This is a genomic window from Acidimicrobiales bacterium (genome assembly GCA_040219515.1).
In the GTDB taxonomy this organism is placed as follows: domain Bacteria; phylum Actinomycetota; class Acidimicrobiia; order Acidimicrobiales; family Aldehydirespiratoraceae; genus JAJRXC01.
The window spans coordinates 78,092-103,657 of record JAVJSI010000010.1 but is presented as its reverse complement, the minus strand read 5'-3'; the positions used below and the strand labels follow the sequence as shown (position 1 = coordinate 103,657).

The following is a 25,566-nucleotide window of genomic DNA, read 5'->3' as shown; positions in this document are numbered from 1 at the left end:
CCTGGCGTAGCTTGACCCGACCAAGCGCTCGTGAAGGAGACGCCCGTGGCGGTGATCGAGGCGATCGGCCTTCGCAAGGAGTACGGACGAGGTGGCGCGACCGTTGCCGTGGACGATCTCGACCTCGTGGTCGAGGGCGGAGGTGTCCACGGCTTCCTCGGCCCCAACGGGTCGGGAAAGACCACGACGATCCGCTGTCTGCTCGGTTTGATCAAGCCCACGGCGGGATCGGTCCGCGTGCTCGATGCCGACGTCGCCGACCTCCACACCGTGATCCACCGGGTGGGTGCACTGGTGGAGACACCGAAGTTCTTCCCCACCTTCTCGGGCCGCAAGAACCTGCGGATGCTCGCGAGCGTGGCCGGCATCGGCGACACCCGCATCGACGAGGTGCTCGAGGTCGTCGGGCTCGACGACCGGGCCCGCGATTCGTTCGGCTCCTACTCGCTCGGCATGAAGCAACGCCTCGCCGTGGGTGCGACGCTGCTGCGTGATCCCGACGTCGTGATCCTCGACGAGCCCGCCAACGGGCTCGACCCCGCCGGCATCGTCGAGATCCGGACGCTGCTCCGAAACCTGGCCGCCGAGGGCAAGACGGTGTTCGTCAGCAGCCACCAACTCGGTGAGGTGCAGCAGACCTGCGACGTGCTGACCATCATCAACAAGGGCCGGGTCATCCGCAGCGGGTCCGTCGACGACGTCGTGCACAGCGTGAGCCGTGGCCGCCTGCGCGTCACGATCGACGATGCCGTCGCGGCGCTGGTGGTCCTGGCCGACGCCGGCATTCCCGCCCGAGCCGGCGGCGCCCCGCACACCCTCGAGGTCGACCTCGCCCCTTCCGAGGGCGCCCGGATCACCGAGACCCTGGCCCGGGCCGGCCTGTACCTGCGGGGCCTCGATGCGCCACAGGGTTCCCTCGAGTCCGCCTTCCTCGAACTCACGGCTTCCCAGAAGCCGAGTTCCGTCGACGACGAGGCGGCATCGTGAGCCGTCTCATCCGCACCGAATTCGCCCGCTTCCGTGGCCGTCGCATCGTCTGGATCACGGCCGGGATCGCCGGCGCGGTCATTCTGCTCGCATTCGGGATCAGCTTCACCCAGACCAGCAGCGAGGCCCCGACCGACGATGGTGCCGTCGAGCAGGCCGCCATTGCGACCGACGACTGCCTGTCCTACTTCGAGTCGCTGACCGACGAACAGTTCCAACGTGACTTCCCCGAGTTCGACGGGTTCGAACAGTCGGAGATCGATCGTCGCCTGCGGGAGGACTACTGCTTCAACGATCCGGTCTGGTTCCGCGGCGAGGACCAGCGCTTCTTCGCAACAGAGCTCCTCACCGAGGGCTACGCCGCCAGCTCGATCACCGACTGGAGCGAACAACGGCCCAGCTCGAATCGGGCCGACGACTTCACGATCGGCGCCGACCGTTTCCGCAACGCCAGCGAGGGGCTGGTCGGCATACTCCCCGCAGTTGCGACGTTCTCGCTGGTGCTCTCCGTGATCATCGGGGCGTCGTTCGTCGGCGCCGAGTACAAGTCGGGCACGGTCGAGAACCTGCTGCTCTGGGAACCGCGGCGAGGGCGCGTACTCACCGCCAAGTTCGTCGCCGGGTTCGTGTCATCGGCAGTGGTCACCACGGTCGTGCTGGCGTGGCTCGCCGGTCTGTTCCTGCTCCTGGCCGATCTCCACGGCACGACCCAGGGCGTCGACACCCGCTTCTGGGTCGACGTGATCTCGGTGATCCTCCGCGCCGCCCTGGTCGGTGGTCTCTTCTTCGTGATCGCCATGTCGGTCGCCGTCATCGCCCGCAACACGACCGCCTCGGTGGGTCTGATCCTCGGCTGGTTCGCGGTGTCGAACATCCTCATCGAATTGCTGGCCCGGAACTTCCGGCATTGGGAGCTCTTCACCAACGCCCTCGCGTTCATCAGCGAGGCCAATGTTCCCCGCTATGTGCGGCTGCGGGGTGAATGGCTCACGGTCTACGCCCACGACTATCTGCGCGGCGGGCTGATCGCCCTGGTCTGGGCGATGGTCATGGCGACGCTCGCCACCTGGCTGTTCGTTCGACGCGACATCGACTGAGCGCGGCGAGACCGGGCAGACTCGGCGGGTGATCGATCTCCGCTCTGACACCGTGACCCGACCGGCGCCGGCCATGCGCACCGCGATGGCCGAGGCCGAGGTGGGCGACGACGTGTTCGGCGACGACCCCACGGTCACCCGGCTCGAAGCCACGGTCGCCGAACGGCTCGGCAAGGAAGCGGCCGTGTTCGTCACCAGTGGGACCCAGTCGAATCTGTGTGCGCTGCTCGCCCACTGTGGGCGCGGCGACGAGTACATCGTCGGCGACATGGCCCACACGTATCGCTGGGAGGGCGGCGGCGGCGCCGTTCTCGGCGGCATCCAGCCCCAGCCCGTGCCGATGCTGGCCGACGGTCTGCCCGACCCGGCCGCCATCGCCGCGGCGGTCAAGCCGAAGGACGACCACTTCGCCCGCACCCGTCTGCTGTGTCTGGAGAACACCAAGGACGGCGCGGCCCAGTCGGTCGACCGCATGAACGAGGCGGTGGGCGTCGCTCGTGCCCACGGCCTCGCCGTGCACCTCGACGGCGCCCGCATGTGGAACGCGGTCACCGAGCTCGGCATCACCGGCGCCGAGCTGGCGGCCCCGTTCGACTCCGTGTCGCTGTGCCTGTCGAAGGGACTCGGCGCCCCGGCGGGATCGGTGCTGAGTGGCTCGGCCGCACTGATCGAGGAGGCCCGACACTGGCGCAAGATGCTGGGCGGCGGCCTCCGCCAGGTCGGTGTGCTGGCGGCGGCCGGCCTCCATGCACTCGACCATCACGTCGACCGGCTGGCCGATGACCACGCCAACGCCGCCCGGCTCGCCGAGGGCCTCGCCGAGATCGGCTCGGTCACCATCGTCGCCCGCAACACGAACATGGTGTTCCTCCGGATCGGCGACGCACCCGTGGACCTCGTCGACCAGCTGGCCGGTGCCGGCGTCCGCGTTCTCGCGTCGTCCAGTGGCGATGGTGGCGCCTCCGCCCGGCTCGTCACCCACCTCGATGTCGACGCCGCCGATGTCGAGACCGCGATCGCCCGCTTCGGCCGGATCCTCGGCTGACCGTGCGGCACGGCGGGTGTGCCGGGTTGATTCAGCGTCGGCGACCCGACGGGTAGATCACTCGTGGAGCACTGCCGCCAGCGGCGGCACGGCACGAATCGCCGACGAGGGCGCGACGATCACCTCGACACCGAGACGCAGCGCGAGGAAGAGCGCGGCGTCGGTCGACACCGCCTCCACACCCTTTGACCCGTCCGGCGCTTCGGGGCCGCTGCGGAACCCGCCGGCGAGGTCGAAGTACGCAGTCGGACGGTCATCTTCGAGGGTGTCGTCGCCGACGATCAGTCGCCGGACGCGCCCCTGCGACAACAGATCCAGGACTTCGTCACCCTCGACACCGCCGCCGCTCTTCACCGCCCCGCGAACCTCCTGCAAGACCTCGGTCATCTGCCGGGCCACGACATCGGCGATCAACGTGTCAGCCGCCGCGAGGAAGGCCTCGTGATCGCTCTGGCGAGACCCGGGCGCGTGGAGTACCGGGCGCAACCTCTCGGGAACGTGTTCCTCGAAGAACCCGACGGCTCGTACGTCGCCACCGACCACCAGCAACTCGACATCGGGATGGGCGGAGAGGATGTCGGCGACCACGTCCTTTGCGTTGTTCTCCCAGGCATTCTCGGCGATCTGTTGGAAGCGACGCTGCGACCATCCCCCCGGGTGGCTCCGTTGGATCCGGGTGTCGTCTCCCTCGCTCTCGTCGATGGCAACCACGGCGCCCGGCCCGGAGCGCAGGAACAGGTCGGCGCCGGTTCGGTCGAGGAGCACTGCGAGATGCGGTAGGTCGTGCTGCGTCGCCGCGATGGCGGGCAGGAGCTGTGGCAGCGGGCCCACCGCGACGTGATCGCCGTCGATGGGTCGGCGGGTCTCGTGCACCAGTACGAGTTCCTCATCGCGAGCGACGACGACGAAACCTTCGCCGTCACCGTGTTCGCAGTTCTCGAGTGCCGTCTCGATGGTCGCGATCGTCGCGGGCGACGCGCCGGCCTTGTCGAGCAGGCCCGCCACGTTGCGCCGTCGAATCGAGAACCGATCGTCGGCCTCGAGGTTGTCGCTGGGCGACGGCAGATACACGGTCGCGGTCCCTGCTCCGTGGTGCTCGAGCGCCTCGGTGAGCGCGACGGGGTGGTTGGTGATCGAAGTCGTGGTGTCCATGCGGGGGGCCTACCCGGTATGCGGCAGCTCCAATCAGGCCGGACCGGGCCCCCGGCGGATCCGGGTCTTTCCGTACATCGACCCGAACAAGAGTCGACCGTCGTCGTCGACCGTCACCCCGGCGCCGATGGTGTTGAACTTGGACCCGCCGAGCACGTAGTGGAATGCGGCCTCGCCGGTCTCCCAGTGCACCGCCTCGATGGTCCACTTCTCGTCGCGAACGCCACAGGTGTACACGAGTCCGCTCGCCTCGGCCACGAAGGGCACCGAGTTCGGCGACGACACCTCGTGGTTCACCCAGGCCTCGCGGAGCTCACGGGCGATCGGGTCCCACACGTACTTGTGCAGCCCGTGGGGCGTGAACTCGGGCTTGTGGCCGAGCATGAAGCAGAGCATGCGAACCCCCTGGGCAGGAAACCCGTCGGGGATCGTGGCCGGCTCGTTGTTGACCGTCATCGCGCCATAGCCCGACACCGTGATCGACTGCTCGGTCTGGATGGTCGGCAGGTCCGGGTCGCCCATGTTGGCGGGGCCGAGGCCGGCGATACGGCGATCGGGAGCGTTCGGGAGCTGCACCCAGTCGGCGGGGATGTCGTCGCGCCAGGCGAGGGTGATGTTGACCACCTCGTCGCCGTCGCCGAACACCACGAACCTGTCCTCGTCGGGACCGAATCCCATGAGTGAGGGTGTCGTGCCCGAGCCGGTGCCGCCGCCGTTGCGGTACGCGATGGTCCAGCCGCCGGCCGATTCGGCGTCGGTGAGCTCGGTGCCCGTCCAGCGCAGCTTGTGATGGTGGTCGTTGGACGAGCAGTAGATGGCGTTGTCGTCGTCCACGCACATGCTGGTGCGCATCCAGCCGTAGCCGACGCGACCGGCGGCCTCCATCTCGGTGCAGTAGCTCTCGGCGTGCTCGGCGCCGCCGGCCACCTGGATGGCGTGGTACTCGCTGAAGTCACGCGCGAGTACGACCACCCAGCCGCGGTCGGTCGACATCACGAGCCGACCGTCGAAGGTGATGTTCATCCCGACGAACGCGCCGGCGATGTGGTCGGGCTTGTACCAGCGGTCGCGCTCGACGATCGCCGACGTGCGATCGGTCGGGTCGACCTCGACATAGGCGACCGCGTGGTCCTTGCGCCCGAGGAAGAGCGTGTGGTCGCAGTCGAGCAGGGCGTAGACGCCGTCGAGCCCGGTCATGTACTTCATCGAGAGTTCGATGGCGTGCTCGATCGCCGGCCAGCCGTCCTTCTCGTCGAGCCCTCGCAGGTTCTCCTCGAGCTCGGACTGTGGCGAGCGGCCGCCACCACCGACGATCTCGTGGTCGGCCAACACCTCGAGCGTGTCGTAGTCGAGCTTGACGATGTTCTGCTTGCCGTTGCTCCAGATCGTGCGCTTGCCGTCGGGGTACGGCCCCGAGATCAGCCCGCCGAAGTGACAGGGGCCGAGCCACGCGTAGTCCACGTCGGTGGTCTCGTCGAGCACCTCGGTGGGGCCCTCCGGGCCTCGCCACGGCACGTTGTCCTGCTGATCGCTGCGCCCGTGGGCAACGCCGTAGGACGACGCGGCGAGATACGGGTTGGTGGGTCCGCTCTGCATCGGTCAGTCCTCGAACGGCTCGGCGTTGAACCCGACCCGGTGAACGACGCGGCGACCCTCGAAGTCGTTGAGCGCGTAGTGCTGCGTACGGCGGTTGTCCCAGACGATCACATCGCCCGCGGCCCACGTGTGGCGATAGGTGAACTCTGGGCGGTGCACATGGCGCTTGAGGAACGGCAGGATCGCGTCGCTCTCGTCGGGCGGAAGGTTCACGATGCCCCGAGTGAAGATGTCGTTGACATAGATCGACTTCCGGCCGGTGACCGGGTGGGTGCGGATCACCGGATGCACTGCGGCGACCGACTCGGAGATCTCGTGCCGGGCCCGGCGGTTCTCCAGCAACGTCTTCATTCCGGTGGAGAGCGCGTCGTAGGCCGCCTCGGTGTTGGTCCACATGGTGTCGCCGCCCACCGTGGGCTTGACCTGCATCGACAGCACGGCGCCGCTCACCGGATGGTCGGTGAACGTCTCGTCGGCGTGCCACTTGTCGGCCTTGTAGCCACCGGCGCTGTCGAAGACACAGACCAGATCGAAGTCGGGATGACGTGGGTTCTGCGGCTGGGGTGGCGCGGGCTCGCCGAACACTCCCGCCAGCGCGATCTGCTGCTCCGGCGTGGGCGACGCGGCGCGCAGCACCAGCACCCCGTGGGTGTGGAGGGCGGCGCGCAGGTCGGCGTGGAGACCCTCGTCGGAGAGCACCACGTCGAGCGGGACGAGCACCTCCGCAGCCAGCCTCCCGCTGAGCGGTTCGACGTCGAGACGAGCAGTGGGGGCAGGAGAGTCGGTCGTGGACATGTGGGTCACCTCGTGGCTGGGGAGCGGTGGGACGAAACGGTGATGCCGGCGACGAAGCCGGAGCTCGACGCCGAGCCTTCGGCTTGCTCGAAACCGTCGACGAGGTCGCGGATGACCTGGTCGGCGAGATCGAGATCGAGGTCGAGGAACGCCCGGCTGACCCGCCGGGTGACGGCATCGATCACACGCTCGTGGAACTCGGCACCGGGGTCGGTGAGCTGCACCAGACGGCCGCGGCCGTCGGCGGGATCGTTGCGCCGCTCGACATACCCGTCGGCCTCGAGGCGGCGCAGTGTTGCGGTGAGGCCTCCGCTCGTCTGCACGACGAAGGCGGCGATGTCGGAGGGGCTGGCCGACCGCTCTGGACGATGCATGAGCAGCGCCATGACCCGCACCTCCGCCGGCGTGGTGCCATGGGTCGCACAGACGTCGGTGACCGCGGCCTCGTTCAGTCGCGAGAGTCGCCCCAACAGGAGGGTGACAGTCGTGAGATCGGCCATGACCTCATGTAACTTTGCAGAAAGCTTTCTGTCAAGACAGATTCGCCACCTCACCGGTCTGCCGGCGACTACCGTGCGGCGGGTGATCATCGGACTCGACGTCGGAGGAACCAAGGCCCTCGGTCTCGCCATCGATGCCGAGACCGGCAGCGTGCGGGGTCGTGCACGCCGACCGAGCGCGGGAACGCCCGACGAGCTGATCGAGACACTGGGGTCGATCGTCGACGAGTTGACGGCTGACGAAGCAGCCACCTCGGTCGGGCTCGGCATCGCCGGCCTTGTCACCCGCGACGGCGTGGTCCGCTACTCCCCGAACCTCGCCGACCTCGTCGAATTCCCGGTGGCCGAGCGACTCTCGAGCGCCACCGGACTTCCGGTCCTGGCGGCCAACGACGCCAGCGCCGGCACCTGGGCCGAGGCGAAGCTGGGCGCCGGTCGCGGCGCCGACGACTTCGCCTATGTCGCACTCGGTACCGGGATCGGGGCGGGGTTCGTGATCAACGGTCGGCTCGCGCTCGGCGCCAACGGGTTCGCCGGCGAGGTCGGCCATGTCGTGATCGACCCGAACGGCCCGACGCACATCACGGGCCGGAACGGGCCGTGGGAGTACTACGCATCGGGCAACGCCCTCGGTCGTATGGGTCGGGAGGCGGCCGCCGCCGGTCGCTTCCCGGACGCCGTCGCCGACGTCGACCGTCTCGACGATCTCGTCGGTCAGCACGTCGTCGAACTCATGCGGGCCGGCGACGACGACGCCCGGATCGTCTTCGACGGTTTCTGTCGGGAAGTCGCCCGCGGCCTCGCCGATCTCGTGCTGACCCTCGACCCCGAGCGCATCGTCATCGGTGGCGGTCTCGTCGACATCGGCGATCCGCTCATCGCCGGCGTCACCCACTGGCTCGGGGAACTGCTCCTCGGCGCCGACCACCGCCCGATCCCCGACGTGGTCGCGGCGGAACTCGGTGCCGACGCCGCCGCCCTCGGTGCCGCTCTGCTCGCTGCGGAGAGATGAGTCCAGCTACTGATCGACGGCGACGCCGTCGATCAGGGTCTCGGCCACGAAGTGTCCCGTCGGGACGAACCGGAACCGCTCGAAGTCTTTCGTGAACTCGAGGTCGAGCGCCGATCGACCCGAACGATTCTTCTCGATGGAGAACACGACCAGTTTTTCGAACGCCTCGATCCGAGTGAGGTCGTAGGCCGTGTGCACCCGGCTCGTGCACAGCGCTTTCTCGTTCATCATGATGGCGATGTCGGCTTCATAGCTGAGCGACGCGGCCGATCGGAGGTGCTCGACACGCACTCGCCTGGACTGCAGGCCGGCGTCATCGACCGCGGCGATCGCCACGACCGCAGACGAGGTCGACATCGCGAGATCCTTCAGGCGGCCCGCCACGATGCGCGCACCATCCGCATCCCAACTCGAGACCGGCCCGGCGATGGGGACCTTCTGGACGTAGTCGATCACCAAGAGCTTGCGCTCCGCGTCAACCGACGCATACGCGCTCTCGAGTCGATCGAGATCCATCCTCAATCGTGCCGCGGGCAGGAGTACGAGGCGGTCGGCATACATCTCGACCCGCGAGATCGCGGCACGCACGAGCGGGTGCCGGCCGGCGTCGGAGTTTGCCGCGAACTCGCCGTTCAGCATCCCGGCCACGAGCGCCTCGGTCTCCATGTCGACCGGCCCGAGGTCGAACATGCCGATCTCCAATGCGATGAGCCGACCCAGAAGGGTCTGCTCGTCGTGCTCGTAGCTGGCCACGAACGCGGTCGCGCCGGACATCGCGACCGCTCGCGCCCACTGCAGCCCGGCGATCGTCTTGCCCACGCCGGGTCGTCCCCCGAGGAGGATGAGGTCGTTGCGGCGGAATCCGCCGCCGAGTACACGGTCCAGGGGATCGAACCCGGTCGGCAGCCTTGCCGTGTCACGCACCACCGTGAGTCCGTCCGTCGCCGGTCGCAGCAGCGATGCCACTGCGAAGTGACGCTCGACCTCATTGATGTCGTCCAGCAGGGCCATCAGCCACCGAACCCTTCCTGGTAGCGGATCACGGCGGGACCGATCAACACGATGAACAAGCACGGCAGCACACAGAGGATGAGGGGAAGGAGGATCTTCACCGGCACCTTGTGGGCTCGCTCCTCCGCTCGGAACTTGCGCTTCTCTCGGGCCTCGGCCGCCTGCGCCCGCAGCACCGAAGCGATCGGCAGGCCGTGGCGACCGGCCTGAGCCATCGAGTTCGCGAACGAGCGAAGATCGGGTGAGTCGGTTCGCTCGGCGAGCGCCTTCAGGGCACCATCGCGCGACAGGCCGAGCCGCATGTCCTGAAGCACACGAGCGAGCTGATCGGTGACCGGGCCGTCGGAACTCTCCGTCATCCGCTTCAGGGCGGAGTCGAACCCGAGACCCGCCTCCACGCTGATGGTCAACTGATCGAGCACGTCGGGCAGCTGGAGATCGAGCTGGAGCTCGCGGGCGCTCGCCTTGCCGCCGACCTGCAGATCGGGCAGGACCCAAGCCCCGAGTCCGGCGACCAGTGGGAAGATCACCGCCAGCGAGCCACCGAGAGCAATTCCCCACAGGCCGCCGGCGAGGACGGCCACGACCACGGCGATCGACTTGATCGCCAGGTAGCTCTCCACCTCGACCTGGAAACCGCCACGATCGAGGCGGCGGCCGACGTCATCGACATAGGCCTTCGGCAGCAGCGTGTTGCGCAGCTTCGGACGCCTCGCCGCAGCCAGCGGCCGGGTGAGCGCCGGGCCGAGATTCCTGCGGATGAGGGTGCTCTGCGAGCGGGTTGACGCCATCGTCCAGCCGAGGACGGGGATCGACAGGGCGATTCCGATGGCTGCGAGAGTGATGTGTATCGGCACAGGTGGCTCCTAGAACTGGATCTTCACGATCTTGCGCATCCACAACCCGCCGGTGACGATCAGGGCCAGCCCCGCCACGAGGGCGATGCGCCCGCCCGGACGACCGGTCAAGAGACCGACGTAGTCGGGATTCGAGAACGACATCCAGGCGAACATCCCCACCGGGAGGGCCAGCAGGATCACAGCCGAAACTCGACCTTCCGCCGACAGCGACGCCACCTGACGCCGGAGCGTGTTTCGCTGGCGGATCGTCTGACTGACATTGCCCAGCACCTCGGCGAGGTTGCCGCCGACCTCGTTGCTGATGGCCATGGCCTGGACCGTCCACGTGTAGTCAGGAGTGTCGATGCGCCGCGCGCTGGCCTCCATCGCTTCGACGAATCCCCGACCCAGGCGGACTTCACCGAGCACACGGGTGAATTCCTCGTTGGTCGGCCATTCGGTCTCGACCGCCACAGTGTTGACCGCCTGCATCACCCCGAATCCCGATCGCAGACTTCCGGCGATGAGCTGCAGGGTCGCGTCGAGCTGCTCCGTGAACAGCTTGCTACGACGCGTTCCTCGGGAATCGACCCATCCCAAGGGGCCGAGAACGCCGATAGCCCCACCGATGAGTAGTCCCAACACGCCGAACAGCCCAAGTCCGAGAAGGGCGAGAATTGCCGTACCGATGACCACGATCGAACCGAATTCACCGGGGCTGATCGACGTTCCCGCTCGATCGAGCCGCAACGCGAGCCCCATCTCCCGGTCGGGATCGCGACGCAGGAAGCGCTCCACCCCGCCGACGATCCGGCGACCGATCCCGGTCAACTCATGGCCATCGGGGATCCGCTGACGGAGTTCCGCGGCCAGGTTGCGTTGGCGCTGCCTCGGCGCGCTGGCGACGACGCCGGCGACGAAGAGTGCGACGGCAACGGAACCGACTCCGACCCAGAGGAACCACGACGGGACCGGATCTGCAGGATCCACCGGCACCGGAGCGCTCACGATCGGCTCGGTGACGACCGGTGGTGGGGGCGCCGTGATGGTGGCCGGGGGCGCGGCCAGCGAGGCAACGAGGTCGTCGTCCAGGTCGAGCAGGCGGGTGGCGACCAGCGCGAGGTCGCCTTGGTCGAAGCGGATCACGACCGATGCGTCATCCTCGACCGTCGAGTCCCAGCGAAGTGTGTACTGATTGACGATGCGCGACGCGACGTCGGAGTACACCGCTGCCAGCGCCACCGGATCTTCCGCCTCGACGACCGCGCCGCCACCCGAAACGAGTCGGGCGAGGGCCGCGACGTCCTGCTCGCCGGTCGTCAGCGAGACGGCATGCACGACGTCGAATCGTGCCGACGCCAGCGCGGCGGCATCGTCGAGCGCAGCGGCGCTCACGGTGTCGGCACCATCGCTCAGAACCACGAGTGCAGTACGCGCCTCGGCGTTCCCACCGACCTGGTCGGCGGCGGCGATCACACCGTCGTGGAGGGCGGTCTCGCCGCCGGCCCGCAGACCGTCGAGCGCGGCAGCGACGACGGCGCGATCCTGTGTGAGCGACGACGCGACGAGTGGTTCCGGACCGAAGCCGACGACGGCGAACCGGGTGTTGACCGGCAATTCGCCGACGAAAGCCGCAGCCGCTCGCCGAGCGGACTCGATAGCCGCACCGGCCATGCTTCCCGAGGTGTCGATGGCGAGGACGACGTCCAGGTCGCCGGCCGCAAGTGAGGTCACACTGGGGGTGACCACGGTGCCATCCTCGGTGACGGTGAAGGCCGAGGGGTCGAGGCCCTCGGCCGCTGCGGCGGGCAACGACACGATCGCTTCCACGGTCGGGAAGTCGACCACCGAGATCTCACCGCTCCCGAGCTCTGTATCTGCAGGAGAGTTCTGCGCGCCCGCTGGTGATCCGAACAGAGTCGCCAACACGAGAGCGGTCGCGCCGAGTCGACCCACGTGCCGTCTCACGACATTGTCCCATTGCCGTTGACGGCAGGTTCGACGTACGAATCGGTGATCGTTGCGGTCGTCTTCAAGCTCGCCTCGAACGAAGGTCGCAAGCCGGTGGGTTGGGCAGTCTCGAGAAGTCGGCCCTCCTCGTCCCGCTCACCGTGCGGATCGAGAAGGAAGAGCTCGTTGAGCTGAATCACCTGGCCCTCCATCCCCGACACCTCGGACACCTCGGTCACCCGCCGTGAGCCGTCGGCCATGCGGCTGACGTGGACGATGACATCGACCGCCGACGCGATCTGCTCCCGGATGGCGTGCAGCGGCAACTCCATTCCGGCCATCAGGATCATCGTCTCCAACCGGGCCAGCGCATCACGAGGCGAATTGGCGTGGAGAGTGGTCAGCGATCCTTCATGGCCCGTGTTCATGGCTTGGAGCATGTCGAGGGCCTCGGGCCCGCGAACCTCGCCGACGATGATCCGATCCGGGCGCATACGCAGGGCGTTGCGAACGAGGTCGCGGATCGTGACCTCGCCCTTGCCCTCGATGTTGGGCGGACGGCTCTCGAGGCGGATCACGTGACGCTGACGAAGTCGGAGCTCGACAGCATCCTCGATGGTGATCAGCCGTTCGGTGGTCGGCACGAATCCCGAGAGCACATTCAGCAGCGTCGTCTTTCCCGAACCGGTACCGCCGCTGACCAGCACACTGGCCCGGCCCCGTACGCACGAGTCGAGAAACGCAGCGAGGCGCGGACTCAGCGTGCGGAAGGCGATCAGATCCTCTGTCCGGAAAGGAACGACCGAGAACTTCCGGATCGTCATCATCGCCCCGTCGACGGACAGCGGTGGGACGATCGCGTTCACACGGGAGCCATCGGGTAGGCGGGCATCCACCATCGGCGACGATTCGTCGATCCGGCGTCCGACCTCGGACACGATGCGATCGATTACGCGCCGAAGGTGTTCGTGAGTCTGGAACCGCCGTCCGGTAGCTTCAACGACACCGTTGCGTTCGACATAGATCTCGTCGGTGGAGTTGACCATCACCTCGGTGACGTTCGGGTCCTCGAGGAACTGCTGGATCGGCCCGTAGCCGAGCACGTCCTCGGTCAGTTGACCGACGAGCTCCGCTCGTTCCTCGGGGGTGAGCGGGATCGACGTCTCACCCAGGAGCTCCTCGAGCCGCTCGACCACCAGGAGCTTCATCTGCTCCGCGCCGAGCGTCGGGTCGAAGATCCGACTGCCGAGTTGGGCGAACAAGAGGTCCTGGACGCTGGCCCGCATGGCGGCAAAGGGATCGGGACCGCTGACCGGGGTGGGCGTGTCGGCGACGGTGCCCGGGCTCGATGGCGGAGGTGGCGGAGCGAGCGACGCTCCCTGTGGCGCCGGGGAGGGCGTGGGCGGCGCGGCCGCGAGTCGGTCCTTCAATGTCATCGCCCGAACCTCCACGATCGATTGCTGTCGCTTGCCGGCATGATGCCGAGGTCCTCGGCGAACCGCTGGAACGACCGGGCGACATTGCTCCTCTGGTCGGCGAGCACCGCCGGCTCACCCAGGTTGAGCGCGCTGGGGATGGATCTCGTCGATGGCAGCGTCATGGTCGCCTTCAACCCGATCGTCTCTTCGATGTCGTTCACGGAGAGGCCCACACGGGCGTCGGCCCGGTTGAGAACCATGTGGTGTCGCCGCTTGTCGAGCAGCCCGAGTCGTCGAAGAATCGCCAGCTCCTTCACTGCAGCACGCACGCTCGGCACGTCGGTCGCCGTGACGAGGACGATGTCGGTCGCCACGTCGAGCACCGTGAGCGTGCGTTCGTCCAGCCCCGCTGGGGTGTCGACGATCACCACGCCGAACAGCCGCGAGAGAGTCTGCACCACCTCTTTGGCGGCCTCGGGGCTGATGTCGTCGGCCTCCTCCGGATGCTCCGGGGCGGCGAGCGCCAGAACCTTCGAGGAGTGGGGCGTCAGGAAGCCCTTCAGGACGGTCGGGGTGACCCCGGGGGCGACGGCGTTGAGCAACGAGTACTCGGGCTCGAGCCGAAACGCATAGCCGATGTCGCCGAACTGCACATCGAGATCGGCGACCACGACATCGTCGGGTCGCTGGAGCGCAACGGTCGCGGCGAGGTTCGCGGCGACAGTGGTCTTGCCGCTACCTCCCTTGGGGGACACCACTGCAAACACCCGACCCGCCGACGGCGAGGAGGGCACGTCGGACGCCGCTCCTCGCAGACGGCGACCGGCCTCGATCGCCCGTTCGAAGCACTCTCTGATCGTGGCACCATTGGACAGCGGTGCCACGATGTCACGAGCGCCGGCGTGGAGACTCTGGGGCCAGAGTTCGACCGTCGGGTTTGCCACCAGTATCGAACTCAGATGGGGCGCGGCGACATCGACCTCGCCGATGATCTTCAGGGCGTCGGACTCGGAGATGGCCGGGCCGACCACCACCAGATCGGGGTCGATCGAAACGATCTCCGCCACGGTCTCGGGATCGAAGCCACTCAGTTCCAGCTGGGTGATCGTGATCGGCGCGCCGCCGGCAAACGCGGCCTCCACGAAGGTGGCGAATTCGGACGTCGATCCGACCAGACAGATCCTGCTCACGATTCCTCCCCGCCGGTTTCGCCGTCGGCCGGGAGGGTGATGGTGCTCGGGGCGTCGCCACCGGGTTCCGGAGAATCCTCGAACACGGAGCCCCGATTCACGCCCGGGGCTTCGTCCGGTCCTCCGGCCGATTCGGGCTGGTAGGACATCCAGATCGTGCCGAACTCGGCGGTGAAGACCAGCCGCTCCACATCCTCGGTCTCGAGGGCCAGCGTGACCAGCAGGTTGCCCGTCGGAGTGAGGATCCCGGTGTCGATCGGGTTTCCGTCCGCGTCGAGCTGCTCCTGCGGCAGCTGTTCCACCTGCACCCTCGTCACCAGCACCTTGTGGAGCAGGAAGTGGGTTTCGGGGACCAGCTTCACATCAGGTCCGATCGACTTCAGTAGCTCGATCTGGGCCAGGAACTCGGCGGGTGGGCTGGTCTCCAGCACGCGGATCTGCTCGCTCGACACGCCATTGATCGACGCCTCGTCGAAGGTCGCCAGGACACCCACGGTGTCGCCGGGCTCCACCTGGCCGCCCAGCAGTCGTTGCGGTTCGAGCGACACCGTGACCTCGTGGAGACCGTCGGGCACCGACGTGAGGCGAGAACGACCCGAGTTGTACGAGGCTTCGTCGATCAGACGGTTCAACAACACCTGCTCACCGGGCACGAGATCGACCGCGGCAACCTTGCCATCGAGCTGGAGGAGGTCGGTGAGCACACCATCGACAACCGTGCTCGCCGCCACCTCGGTCGTGCCGATGGCGCTGCGAAGTTCGGCCTCGTCGGCACCGGCCGACACACCGTCCTCGACGACGAACACCTCCACGAGCTCGGCATCGGCTTGCGCCCGCTCGTCGGCGTCGTTGACGTAGCGAAGGATGACGACCGTTCCGAGGGCGGCGAGCAATGCCGCGACCGCTACCCCGATCAGACGCTTGTTCATGCTGACTCCTTGCAATCTCGAAGTTGGAAGATGGGCTCGGGCGACGGCGGAAATCGGGTCATGGTCAGCTCACCAACCAGATCGTCTTGGCGCCGAAATCGCTTTCGCCGGGGCCGAGCTCTCCGGGAAAGATGAACTCGGTGAAGTAGCCCTTGATGCAGGACTGGTTGTTCTTGCATTCGGCGGTGGACATGTTGATACGCCAGGACGGACCGCCGGGGAATCTGATGCCGGTGATGTGGAATGCGGCAAATCCTTCGATTCGGTAAGAAGCCGGCTGGCCGGTGCCGGTGACGTCGTTGTAGATGGGTAGCAGGACGGTCTGACCGGAGAGCCCCGGGCCGAGGAAGTCCGCCTGTGTGCAGTCGATCGAACCGTTGCCAGGATTCCCGTTGCCCGGATTGGCACCGACGAAGTTGTTCTCATCGATGACGGCTTGGCAAGGGCTGTCGATGTCGAGCCAGCCGAATCCGCCGGGAATGTCCTTGCCGGCGGGGCCGGCAGGGCAGGGCGACGTGGGGTCCTGCGGTCCGCCACTGTGGAAGGAGATGACGACAGGCGCACCGCTGAAGGGCGGGCCGGACGCAAAGTTGCTCCCGTTGGCGGTGGCGGTGTTGAACTCGCACAGGGAGGCGGTGAGCGGGATGCTCGAGCCGCTGCCGACCGAGCCCCAACTGGCCACGGCGACGGCGCTGACCTCCTTGCCGTCGAGTCCCACCACCCGGGCGAACGTGTAGTCGACGGTGGTCGTATCACCGTCGATGTTGGCGCCGGCGTCGTCGGTCGAAACCAACACGCGGACAGTGTTCGTGCCGGGAAACGTGATCCCCCCGCCGGGCACCCGGCTGGCGCCGTCGTTGGCATTGGGATCGGCATACGCCTCGGCAGTCGTATACACGGCACCGCAGGCGCCCTCCACACAGTCGCGGGCGATCGCCAACGCCGCGGCGTCGGCACCGTTCTGTAGTTCGGCGCGCTCCTGGTACAACCTGCTGCCGTCGATCACCAACGCCGCGATCACGGTGATGATCACCAGACACAGCGCCATCACGATCGCAACGGCTCCACGATCGTCGCTCAAACGCGGGTTCAGCCTCCGCATCGCATGACTCCGTCCTCGGAGAACGACCACGTGCCGGTGCCGAACAGCGGGATGTCGTAGTCGTGGTCGTAGTCGAGCGTGACGGAGACCGGATCACCGGGCACGCACGGGTTCGGGATGACGGTGACCGTGATGCTCCCGGGGTCGAGATTCGGGGCCGCGTCGCGAGCGGTCTGTGCCGGATCGCCGGAATCGAGAGCCGCGATGCGGACAGCCTCTCGGGCGGCGTGGGCCAGCGTGGTCTTCACGTGGTAGCCACGACCGAACTCGATGATGCCGAAGAGCAACAAGATCAGGATCGGCATGACGAGCGCGAACTCGACGAGCGCCGCTCCTCGCGAGCGTTCGTGCGTGGATGAGGTGATGGCGCTCACCAGTTCACGCTCGCCCAGAGTCCGGCCACGTCGACGCCGACGGCTTCCACCGTCAGCACGATGAGCGCCGCGATCAGCACGACCAGGATCGAGTACTCAACGGCGGTCGCGCCGCGCTCGGTCGTCGTTTCGCTGCTCTGTGATCGGAAGTTCGTCGTCATTCGAGATCTCCTGCATCGGGAACCTTCTCCATCTCGGTTCGAGATGGTTCACGGAAACGGGCGGTGGCCCGGCCCAGAGGACCGGGCCACGTGCCTTGCCGGCGATGTCTCGCCGGCCTAGCCGACGCAATCCTCTAGATCGCGTCAGCCACTGTTTGGAACGCCGCCTGCACATCGACGCCGACGGTCGTGACCACGGCCACGATGAAGGCAGCGATCAACGCCACGATCATTCCGTACTCGACTGCGGTGGCCCCGCGGTCGTCATTCATTCGGCCGGCTGCGATACGAGCGAACTCTCGCAGTGCCATGGTCATCTTCGTATTCCCGATCATTGTGGACCTCCCGTTCACGTCGTGGATCAGGTGGCCTCACAGGACCAGTCTTTCGGCGACGGAACATCCTCAATATTGGGGAACCTGCGCGCTGAGGTGGTCAATACAGGGGAAAGTTTTGTTGACGGCGAGTGAGTATTTCGACCACACTTCGTGAAGTCCGGGCGAATAATCAGGACATGCGGGAGGACGAAGTGGCGATTGACCCCGTGGAGGGTGCCGGCAGGCATCTCCACCGGTCGCGTTGGCGGCGCGAACAGGAACAGCGGTGGACCTATGGCCTCGGCGCGACCGTGCTCGCCGTCCTCCTCCCTGTCGCATTCGGCTACCCCGATCCGAAGGCCCACATCGGCGACCTTCACGGAGAGATGCTCGTGGCGATCGTCGCCGCCGTGCTCGGGGCCGCGCTCGTACTCGCCATCGCCGCGGCAATCCGCCGAAGCGCTCGGCCGGCTTGGTTCGGTGCCGCGATCGTCGTGCTGATGATCGGTCACCCCATTCTCGACAGCTCGTTCGCGTCGCTCCCCTGGGCTGCCACGCTTGTCCGCACCACCGCCGTCGCCGCCGTCGTTCTCCTCCGAGGGCTGAACCTCTATCATCTGTCGCTGCCGGCACGGGTCGTTCGTGACGCTGCGGCCGGGCTCGCGATCTTCTCCGTCATTCTCGAGCTCGACGGTCGCGCCGACAACGTCTGGCAGGCCGATGCCGCGACCCTCGCGCTGGCGACCGCGGTCGTCGCCATCGGGGGCTTCGACTTCATCCGGGGGCAGCGCAACACCGAGGGCGAGGTGGCCGCAATGGGAATGTGCGCACTCTCGTTCGGTTTCGGGGGCCTGCTCCTGTTGTCCAGCGGCGACGTCCAATTGACCGTGGGCGCTGCTTGTGTGTCGATCGTCGCTGCGATCTGTGCACTTGCAGCATCCACCGTCTCCGTGTTCGAGGCACTCGCCTATCGTGAGGCGCGGGTCGAGACCATCCGCCTATCCGAGGCCCTCGCGCTGACTCGCCTCCACACCCAGTCCTCGCGGCACGCCCAACTCGCACACGACCAGCGGGGCGCCCTGCTGGCCATCGAGGCGGCGGCGCGGCGCCTCCAGCAGAATCCCTCGGGCGACCTCGCCGCGGCCGTCGCCACCGAGGCATCGCGACTCCAGCGCACCCTCACCGACGAACTCGCCGAGCACCGGATCTTCGATCTCCATACCACACTCGAGCCGATGATCACCTGCATCCGGAGCCTGGGTCCGGCAGTGAGCGTCGTCGACCCGAGTGGCGTCGAGGTCTGGGGTTCGCCCGATGAGGTGGTCGAGATCGTCCGGACACTGATCGACAACGCGATTGCCCACGGCGAGGGTTCGATCACGGTCGAAATGTGCCGGGTCGGCGACCGGGGAATGATCGTGGTGGCTGACGAAGGGCCAGGTGTTCCTCTGGCCCTCCACGAGTCGATCTTCGACCGCGGCGTGACCACCGATCCCCGAAACCACTCCGGTCTCGGGCTGTCGGCGGCCCGCAGCGCCGCGGAACGAATCGGTGGCAGCCTTCGCGCGTCCACGGTGCGGCGCGCTGCCTTTGAACTCACGCTGCGCACTCATCCGCCCGAAGTACCACCCACTGTCGACGAGGAACATCTCGCGACACCGCTGGCGATCCCGCTGCGATCGCATGGCTGAGCCCTCGCCGTATGCCGCCGGCCGTGACGTGATCCGCCGATCCGTGGCGCCCCGAGCGAAGGTGATGGTGCTCGACGATCATCGGCTCCTGGCACAAATGTTGGTGGGTCACCTGGTCGAACGCGGTCACGAGGCCCTGACCATCGATGCGACCGATCGACGGCTGGCCGAGCGAGCGATCGAGACCCAGCCCGACCTGCTCCTTCTCGACGCCGTTTTCGGCGACGACGAAGACGCGGGCATGCAGATCCTTCTTCGCATGCGTGTCGAAGCTCCCGAGATCGACGTTGCGATCATCACCGGTGTCGTCGAGCGACTTCGTCATGCCGAGTTCCTCGATGCCGGCGCCTGCGCGGTGATCACGAAGATCGATTCGTTCGACCACGTCACCCATCAGATCGAGGACCTCCTGCACGGACGCGACCCCATGGGCGCTCGCCAGCGCGAGGAGCTTCGCGCCCTTCTCGACTCCCACCGGCGAGCGGAGGACAGCGAGGTCGACGCCTTGTCGTCCCTCACCTCCAGCGAACGATCGACGCTGGAGGGTCTCGTGGCGGGACAGTCGGTCCAGGAGATGGCCGAGGTGCGCACCGTCGCGGTCTCCACTGTCCGGTCACACGTCCGTGCGGTGCTCAGAAAGCTCGGAGTCCACAGCCAGATCGAGGCAGTGGCGGTCGCCGCCAACGCAGGGGTTCGACCCCGCCCGCAGCGATAGTCAGATGTGAGCGAATGCCGGACGGGGATTCCGCGGCGCCGGTTCTGTGGCGATCGCCGCCCAGGCATAGGCGCACACTGCCAGGTGTCGCAATCCCATGATCACGACGCCGCCCGATCCGATGGCGAAGCCCCGGGTGAGCAGGACCATGGCACCGAAGCCACTGACGATGCCGAGGATGAAGAGCAGGGGACCACTCAGTCCGGCGTGATCACGCTGCGCGGTGAAGACAACCGTCATCGCCATCGGCGGCGCGATCGCCAGCTCGATGATGACCGACCCATAGCTCCCCCGCATGATGTCGACCGCCATGTCGGCCGCCATGATCCCGAGCAGGGGCCCGAGGGACGCGATGGGGAGCAGCCGCATCAACATGCGCAGCCGGTACAACGCGATTCCGAGCATCCCGGGAAACTCCACAGTGCCTCCAACCTAGTCGTCATCGACTCCATCGGCCTGCCATGGAGCGATGTGAGCGGTCAGCCCTCCTGGTCGGCGTCGGGGTCCTTCTTGGCCCGGCTCGGACTCACCCGGGGCGGCTCGTTGGGCTGCTTCGGGTAGACGGGCGGCCAGGGCGCGTCCATCAGCCCGTTCGCCCAGTCGCGCTCGTGCCATTCCAGCAGCGCGTCGATCGACTGGAGGTCGTCGTCGATCCCGGCCCACGCATCGCCACGCTCGGCCACCCGAGCGGGCACCGTGGCGATCGTCAACTCCTCGGGCCGGACGTCGCTCACCTCGTCCCAGGTGATCGGGGTCGACACCTGGGCGCCGACACGCGGCCGAGCCGACCACGCGCCGAACACGGTCTTGTGCGGGGCGTTCTGGTTGAAGTCGACGAAGACGCGTTCCCCGCGCTCCTCCTTCCACCATTGGCAGGTGAGCAGGTCGGGACGGCGGCGCTGCAAATCACGGGCCAGGGCGACCGCGGCATAGCGCACCTGGTAGCTGTCCCACCTCGGCTCGAGCCGCACGTAGATGTGGATGCCCTTCGAGCCGCTGGTCTTCGGCCATGCGAGGATGCCCAGCTCGTCGAGGGCAGCTTTCACCTCGAGGGCGGCGGCCCGCACATCGTCGAAGTCAGTGCCGGGTTGGGGGTCGAGGTCGATGCGGAGTTCGTCGGCATGGACCGCGTCGTCGGCGCGATACGGCCACACGTGGAAGCCGAGACACCCCATGTTCACGGCCCACACGATGTGGGCCATGTCGTGAGCGATCAGCGCGTTCGACGTGGTGCCGTTGGGGGTGCTGACCAACGTGGTCCGCAGCCAGTCCGGTGCGCCCTTGGGCACCCGCTTCTGGAAGAAGCTCTTCCCGCTCGCCCCGTCGGGGTAGCGCTCGAGCAGCAGTGGCCGCCCGCCGACCGCCCGCATGAACGGCTCCGCCACGGCGAGGTAGTACTCGACGAGATCGAGCTTGGTCTCGCCCCGCTTCGAGAAGAACACCTTGTCGGGGCTGGTGACCCGCGATTCGACGCCGTCCACATCGAACAGCACGGGATCGGTGGCCATGGCGAGACGCTACCGGTTGGTCTGGCGTCGCTCGACCGCCAGGCTCACCGCGCCACCACCGGCCATCAGCACGCCGCCGACCACGCCGAGTCCCAGGTAGGACCATCCCGACACGAGTGCGCCCCCCAACAGCGGGCCGACGGCACGACCCGCCGCCATCGCCGCCTGGGCGTCGCCGGCCCGTTCCGCAGGATGGGCCGAGCGCTCGGCCAGCAAGGTGAAGATGCCGGGCACCCCGGCCCAGAACGCAAAGCCCCAGACCGTCAACACGAGCCACGCCATCCAGGCCTGAGTGATGATCGGCAGCGCGAGCGCACACGCGGCGGTCACCACCAGCCAGAGCCCGGCCCGAGGCCGCCGCCCCCGCCAGCGCGACGACGGCACGCTCGCCAATGCGTTGGCCGCGTAGATCAACGACAACACTCCGGGGCTCATACCCACCTCGTCGATGAGGATCACCCCGCTGTAGATGAACACCGCCGACCCTCCCAGGGTCAGCAGCGTCAACGAGGCGATCAGCGCAGTGGCCTGCGGTACGGCAACCGAACGGGCCGCCTTCTCCGGCGCAGCCGCAGCATCAGCGAAGTCGGGGGTGAACGCCAACGGCACCAGCGCGGCGACGGCGAGGACGCCGAAGACCCAGCGATCGTCGCCCGCTTCCAGGAGCAGGCCGAAGAGGGGTGAGGCGACGATCCCGGCCAACGGGCCGACCACGGCGATGTCGCCCTGTCGGTCCTCGTCGCCGAAGACCTGCGACCAGGCGAGCCAGGTCAGCACACCCAGCGCCATCCCGGAGAAGCCGCGGACCACGACGAACACGGGGAACGTGTCGGTCACGACGCTGGCCAGGTTCGCTGCCGACAGGACGACCAGCGCAAGGCGGAATCCCCGTGCACTCGCCACCATGAACCGGCCGGCCGACCACGACGCCAGCACGAACATGCCGAGCTGGGCGGCCGAGAAGATGCCCGCGGTGCCCGAACCGACATCGAACCGTTCCGCGATGGACGACAACGAAATCGGCGTGGCCACGAAGACCGCTGTCGAGACGGCGGCCGCCAGCAGCAGGCCCGGCGGGGCACCCATCCGAGCGGCACGGAGAAGCCGGAGAGGTGCCTGCACCCGGCCAGCCTAGGACGAACGCCGAGCGCGATCCGCTGCCAGGTGAGTCCGCTGCTCCCCCGCCCCCGCCCGCACCGCCGGTGCCGCCCGCCCCGGGCGCCACGCCCCCTCCGGCACCGCCGCGGGTCGCGCTCGGTGCCGAGGGCGCCGTCTCGGTGCCTGCGCCGACCGAGTCGCCGTCGCTGCTCCAGCGCGTTCCGAAGAAGCTGCTGATCGGTGGTGGCGTGATCGTGGTGCTGCTGCTCATCGGATGGTTCGCCGGTCGCGGCAAGACCAACGCCGACGACCTCCAAGCCGGCGACTGCTTCGAGGCGCCCACCGGCACCGACGACATCCGCGACGTGAAGGACCAGTCCTGCGACGGCCTCCACGAGGTGGAGATCCTGGTGGTCACGTCCCTGCCCGCCGGCGCCGCGTGGCCCGGCCTCGACCCGTTCGCGCTCAGCGACACCCCGGCCACCGACGCGTGTTTCGATGCCATCGACCCGACCCTTCTCAACCTCGACAACGTCCCCGACGACACGCTCGAGGGCCACTTCTACCCGGCCCAGGACGCGTGGGACGACGGCGACCGCAAGCTCCTCTGCTACGCCCAGTCGGCGACCGGCTTTCCCGGTCCGGTCATGAATCGGGAATAGCGGTACCGAAGGGAACGGGTTCAGGCCCCGGGCTTGAAGACCATCAGGTAGAGCGTGACGAGGAACATGAGTGTGATCAGCATGCCGCCGATCTCTGCTTTCCTGCCGACGGTGTCGTCCCCTGACGCGATGGCCTTCTCGCCCGGGATGACCATGGCGTGGAGCACACCGACCATTGCGAACCAGAGGACCGCGGCGGGCCAGAGCCAGCCGTCGCTCACCGAGTAGAGGAGCTCGTCGCCCACCTTCGACATCCCCGCCAGACCGAATCCGAGGAGACCGCCGATGATCAACATCGTGCTGTGGATCCGCATCGAACGCGTGGCGATGCCGGCGAAGATCGCCTGACGCACCGACGGATTGCCCTGGGTCTCGCGATCGATGAACGGATGGACGAACATCGGCGCGAACGCGGCGAACATCGTGAGGATGTGCACGAACAGCATGATGTTGTAGGGCGTGTCTTGGTAGGCAGCGAGCAGCATTCGGCGAGGATAGACCAGCCCTCCCGAGAAAACTGGGCCGAGCGCCGACGCCAGCCGTAGGCTCGATGCATGCCCGAGTATCGCTCCCGCACCACCACCCACGGCCGCAACATGGCCGGCGCCCGCGCTCTCTGGCGAGCCACCGGCATGGGCGACGACGACTTCGACAAGCCGATCATCGCCATCTCGAACTCGTTCACCCAGTTCGTGCCCGGTCACGTGCACCTGAAGGACCTGGGTCAGCTCGTCGCCCGCGAGATCGAAGCGGCCGGCGGAGTGGCCAAGGAATTCAACACCATCGCCGTCGACGACGGCATCGCGATGGGCCACGGCGGCATGCTCTACAGCCTTCCGAGCCGCGACCTCATCGCCGATTCGGTCGAGTACATGGTCAACGCGCACTGCGCCGATGCTCTCGTCTGCATCTCCAACTGCGACAAGATCACGCCCGGCATGCTCAACGCCGCGATGCGGCTCAACATCCCCACGATCTTCGTGAGCGGCGGCCCGATGGAGGCCGGCAAGACCAAGCTCGCGGGCGTGAGCGTCAAGCTCGATCTCATCAACCCGATGATCGCGGCCGGCGACAGCTCGGTGAGCGACGAGGACCTGCTCCAGATGGAACGGTCGGCCTGCCCCACGTGTGGCTCCTGCTCGGGCATGTTCACCGCCAACTCGATGAACTGTCTCACCGAAGCGCTCGGCCTGTCGTTGCCGGGCAACGGCACCACCCTCGCCACCCACGCCGATCGCGAACAGCTGTTCCTCGAAGCCGGCCGCCGCATCGTCGACATCGCCCGCCGCTACTACGAAAAGGACGACGACACGGTCCTGCCCCGCTCGATCTGCACGAAGGCGGCCTTCGAGAACGCGATGGTTCTCGACATCGCCATGGGTGGCTCGACCAACACCGTGCTCCACATCCTCGCCGCCGCCCAGGAGGGCGGGGTCGATTTCACGATGGCCGACATCGATCGCCTCAGCCGCAATTCACCCAACATCTGCAAGGTCGCCCCGAGCACCGAGAAGTACCACGTCGAGGACGTGCACCGGGCCGGCGGCATCATGGGCATCCTCGGTGAACTCGATCGCGGCGGGCTGCTCGACACCAGCCTCCCGACCGTGCACAGCGAGTCCCTGGCTGCTGCCCTCGACCAGTGGGACGTCATGCGCGACCCGAGCGCCGAGGTGACCGAGTTCTTCCGGGCCGGACCCGCCGGCATCCCCACCCAGGTCGCGTTCAGTCAGGCCGAGCGGTGGCCCACCCTCGACACCGATCGCGACGAGGGCTGCATCCGCACCGTCGCCAAGCCCTACAGCGCCGAGGGCGGACTCGCGGTGCTCTTCGGCAACATCGCCGAAAAGGGCTGCATCGTGAAGACGGCCGGCGTCGACGAGTCGATCCACGTGTTCTCCGGGCCGGCCCGCGTGTTCGAGAGCCAGGACGCCGCCTGCGAGGGCATCCTCGACGAGTCGGTCCTCCAGCCCGGCGACGTCGTCATCGTGCGCTACGAGGGTCCCCGTGGCGGTCCCGGCATGCAGGAGATGCTCTACCCCACGTCCTACATCAAGAGCCGTGGTCTCGGGAAGGAATGCGCGCTCCTCACCGACGGCCGCTTCTCGGGCGGCACCTCGGGGCTCGCCATCGGGCACGCCTCGCCCGAAGCGGCCGAGGGTGGTGCCATCGGCCTCATCGAGGACGGCGACATGATCGACATCGACATCCCGAACCGCTCGATCAACCTGCGCATCAGCGATGACGAACTGGCCGCCCGCCGCTTCGCCATGGATGCCAAGGGCGCCGACGGATGGCAGCCGGTCGGCCGTGACCGTGTCGTCTCCGCGGCGCTCCAGGCCTACGCCGCGATGACCACCTCGGCCGATCGCGGCGCGGTGCGCGACGTCAGCCAGCTCAAACGCTGAGCGAAATCA

Annotated in this window: 26 protein-coding genes; 8 read left to right on the top strand and 18 right to left on the bottom strand. The window is 67.6% G+C overall.

Translation table 11 applies throughout. The features are described 5' to 3' along the window. Positions 1–30 precede the first annotated feature (30 nt). The 3 genes from RIB98_08940 to ltaE are packed head-to-tail and all read left to right on the top strand — an operon-like array spanning position 31 to position 3,129. Positions 31–987: an ATP-binding cassette domain-containing protein gene (locus RIB98_08940; protein MEQ8841095.1), complete on the top strand. Its 957-nt coding sequence runs from the start codon at positions 31–33 to the stop codon at positions 985–987. Next, on the top strand, positions 984–2,084 hold the full coding sequence (locus tag RIB98_08935) for an ABC transporter permease subunit (protein ID MEQ8841094.1): 1,101 nt from the start codon (positions 984–986) through the stop codon (positions 2,082–2,084). Before RIB98_08940 ends, RIB98_08935 begins: the two co-directional genes overlap by 4 nt. Before the next feature lie 28 nt (positions 2,085–2,112). Then, positions 2,113–3,129, top strand: coding sequence for a low-specificity L-threonine aldolase (ltaE, locus tag RIB98_08930; protein ID MEQ8841093.1), 1,017 nt, complete (start codon positions 2,113–2,115; stop codon positions 3,127–3,129). Positions 3,130–3,186: 57 nt separating this feature from the next. Here ltaE and RIB98_08925 read toward each other — a convergent pair whose 3' ends face one another. The 4 genes from RIB98_08925 to RIB98_08910 are packed head-to-tail and all read right to left on the bottom strand — an operon-like array spanning position 3,187 to position 7,172. Next, positions 3,187–4,281 carry a Vms1/Ankzf1 family peptidyl-tRNA hydrolase gene (locus tag RIB98_08925; GenBank protein MEQ8841092.1) on the bottom strand — a complete coding sequence of 365 codons (1,095 nt, stop codon included), beginning with the start codon at positions 4,279–4,281 and terminating at the stop codon, positions 3,187–3,189. 33 nt (positions 4,282–4,314) lie between these two features. Further along, on the bottom strand, positions 4,315–5,877 hold the full coding sequence (locus RIB98_08920; protein MEQ8841091.1) for a hypothetical protein: 1,563 nt from the start codon (positions 5,875–5,877) through the stop codon (positions 4,315–4,317). Positions 5,878–5,880: 3 nt separating this feature from the next. Then, a complete protein-coding gene (locus tag RIB98_08915) occupies positions 5,881–6,672 on the bottom strand; it encodes a TauD/TfdA family dioxygenase (GenBank protein ID MEQ8841090.1) in 792 nt (263 codons plus the stop codon). A gap of 5 nt (positions 6,673–6,677) precedes the next feature. Beyond that, positions 6,678–7,172, bottom strand: coding sequence for a MarR family transcriptional regulator (locus RIB98_08910; GenBank protein MEQ8841089.1), 495 nt, complete (start codon positions 7,170–7,172; stop codon positions 6,678–6,680). An 82-nt stretch (positions 7,173–7,254) separates the two neighbouring features. Between RIB98_08910 and RIB98_08905 the strand changes: the two genes are divergently transcribed. Next, complete coding sequence (locus RIB98_08905) at positions 7,255–8,184, top strand: ROK family protein (protein ID MEQ8841088.1); 930 nt, start codon at positions 7,255–7,257, stop codon at positions 8,182–8,184. Between the two features lie 6 nt (positions 8,185–8,190). Here RIB98_08905 and RIB98_08900 read toward each other — a convergent pair whose 3' ends face one another. From RIB98_08900 to RIB98_08855, 10 genes are all read right to left on the bottom strand, one after another. Further along, on the bottom strand, positions 8,191–9,195 hold the full coding sequence (locus RIB98_08900; GenBank protein ID MEQ8841087.1) for a DnaB-like helicase C-terminal domain-containing protein: 1,005 nt from the start codon (positions 9,193–9,195) through the stop codon (positions 8,191–8,193). Continuing rightward, complete coding sequence (locus tag RIB98_08895) at positions 9,195–10,052, bottom strand: type II secretion system F family protein (GenBank protein ID MEQ8841086.1); 858 nt, start codon at positions 10,050–10,052, stop codon at positions 9,195–9,197. Before RIB98_08895 ends, RIB98_08900 begins: the two co-directional genes overlap by 1 nt. Before the next feature lie 9 nt (positions 10,053–10,061). Next, complete coding sequence (locus tag RIB98_08890) at positions 10,062–11,882, bottom strand: type II secretion system F family protein (protein ID MEQ8841085.1); 1,821 nt, start codon at positions 11,880–11,882, stop codon at positions 10,062–10,064. Between the two features lie 116 nt (positions 11,883–11,998). After that, a complete protein-coding gene (locus tag RIB98_08885; protein ID MEQ8841084.1) occupies positions 11,999–13,420 on the bottom strand; it encodes a CpaF family protein in 1,422 nt (473 codons plus the stop codon). Beyond that, entirely contained in the window at positions 13,417–14,592 is a 1,176-nt protein-coding gene (locus RIB98_08880) for a P-loop NTPase (GenBank protein MEQ8841083.1), read from the bottom strand. Before RIB98_08880 ends, RIB98_08885 begins: the two co-directional genes overlap by 4 nt. Continuing rightward, a complete protein-coding gene (locus RIB98_08875) occupies positions 14,589–15,521 on the bottom strand; it encodes a hypothetical protein (protein MEQ8841082.1) in 933 nt (310 codons plus the stop codon). The genes RIB98_08880 and RIB98_08875 overlap by 4 nt, the downstream gene beginning before the upstream one ends. Positions 15,522–15,585: 64 nt before the next feature. Further along, the gene (locus tag RIB98_08870) at positions 15,586–16,602 is read right to left on the bottom strand and encodes a pilus assembly protein TadG-related protein (protein ID MEQ8841081.1); all 1,017 of its coding nucleotides are present in this window, start codon (positions 16,600–16,602) and stop codon (positions 15,586–15,588) included. An 8-nt stretch (positions 16,603–16,610) separates the two neighbouring features. Then, positions 16,611–16,997: a pilus assembly protein gene (locus tag RIB98_08865; protein MEQ8841080.1), complete on the bottom strand. Its 387-nt coding sequence runs from the start codon at positions 16,995–16,997 to the stop codon at positions 16,611–16,613. Then, the gene (locus tag RIB98_08860) at positions 16,994–17,158 is read right to left on the bottom strand and encodes a Flp family type IVb pilin (protein ID MEQ8841079.1); all 165 of its coding nucleotides are present in this window, start codon (positions 17,156–17,158) and stop codon (positions 16,994–16,996) included. Before RIB98_08860 ends, RIB98_08865 begins: the two co-directional genes overlap by 4 nt. A 134-nt stretch (positions 17,159–17,292) precedes the next feature. Then, positions 17,293–17,469: a Flp family type IVb pilin gene (locus tag RIB98_08855; protein ID MEQ8841078.1), complete on the bottom strand. Its 177-nt coding sequence runs from the start codon at positions 17,467–17,469 to the stop codon at positions 17,293–17,295. A 203-nt stretch (positions 17,470–17,672) separates the two neighbouring features. On the opposite strand from RIB98_08855, the gene RIB98_08850 reads away from it, so the two are divergent. Both RIB98_08850 and RIB98_08845 read left to right on the top strand, forming a co-directional pair. Beyond that, the gene (locus RIB98_08850; GenBank protein ID MEQ8841077.1) at positions 17,673–19,166 is read left to right on the top strand and encodes a sensor histidine kinase; all 1,494 of its coding nucleotides are present in this window, start codon (positions 17,673–17,675) and stop codon (positions 19,164–19,166) included. Next, positions 19,159–19,881: a LuxR C-terminal-related transcriptional regulator gene (locus tag RIB98_08845; protein MEQ8841076.1), complete on the top strand. Its 723-nt coding sequence runs from the start codon at positions 19,159–19,161 to the stop codon at positions 19,879–19,881. The genes RIB98_08850 and RIB98_08845 overlap by 8 nt, the downstream gene beginning before the upstream one ends. Here RIB98_08845 and RIB98_08840 read toward each other — a convergent pair whose 3' ends face one another. The 3 genes from RIB98_08840 to RIB98_08830 all read right to left on the bottom strand — a co-directional run bounded on the left by RIB98_08840 (position 19,882) and on the right by RIB98_08830 (position 22,511). After that, complete coding sequence (locus RIB98_08840) at positions 19,882–20,286, bottom strand: hypothetical protein (GenBank protein ID MEQ8841075.1); 405 nt, start codon at positions 20,284–20,286, stop codon at positions 19,882–19,884. Between the two features lie 74 nt (positions 20,287–20,360). Further along, a complete protein-coding gene (gene ligD, locus RIB98_08835) occupies positions 20,361–21,389 on the bottom strand; it encodes a non-homologous end-joining DNA ligase (GenBank protein MEQ8841074.1) in 1,029 nt (342 codons plus the stop codon). Positions 21,390–21,398: 9 nt separating this feature from the next. Continuing rightward, positions 21,399–22,511 carry a hypothetical protein gene (locus tag RIB98_08830; GenBank protein MEQ8841073.1) on the bottom strand — a complete coding sequence of 371 codons (1,113 nt, stop codon included), beginning with the start codon at positions 22,509–22,511 and terminating at the stop codon, positions 21,399–21,401. Between the two features lie 155 nt (positions 22,512–22,666). On the opposite strand from RIB98_08830, the gene RIB98_08825 reads away from it, so the two are divergent. Then, positions 22,667–23,149 (top strand): septum formation family protein, encoded by a 483-nt coding sequence (locus RIB98_08825; GenBank protein MEQ8841072.1) that lies wholly within the window; start codon positions 22,667–22,669, stop codon positions 23,147–23,149. A 20-nt stretch (positions 23,150–23,169) separates the two neighbouring features. On the opposite strand, the gene RIB98_08820 is transcribed toward RIB98_08825, so the two are convergent. After that, positions 23,170–23,634 carry a hypothetical protein gene (locus RIB98_08820; protein ID MEQ8841071.1) on the bottom strand — a complete coding sequence of 155 codons (465 nt, stop codon included), beginning with the start codon at positions 23,632–23,634 and terminating at the stop codon, positions 23,170–23,172. Between the two features lie 69 nt (positions 23,635–23,703). Here RIB98_08820 and ilvD point away from each other — a divergent pair, with 69 nt between their 5' ends. Beyond that, positions 23,704–25,557 carry a dihydroxy-acid dehydratase gene (gene ilvD, locus RIB98_08815; protein ID MEQ8841070.1) on the top strand — a complete coding sequence of 618 codons (1,854 nt, stop codon included), beginning with the start codon at positions 23,704–23,706 and terminating at the stop codon, positions 25,555–25,557. Positions 25,558–25,566 lie beyond the last annotated feature (9 nt).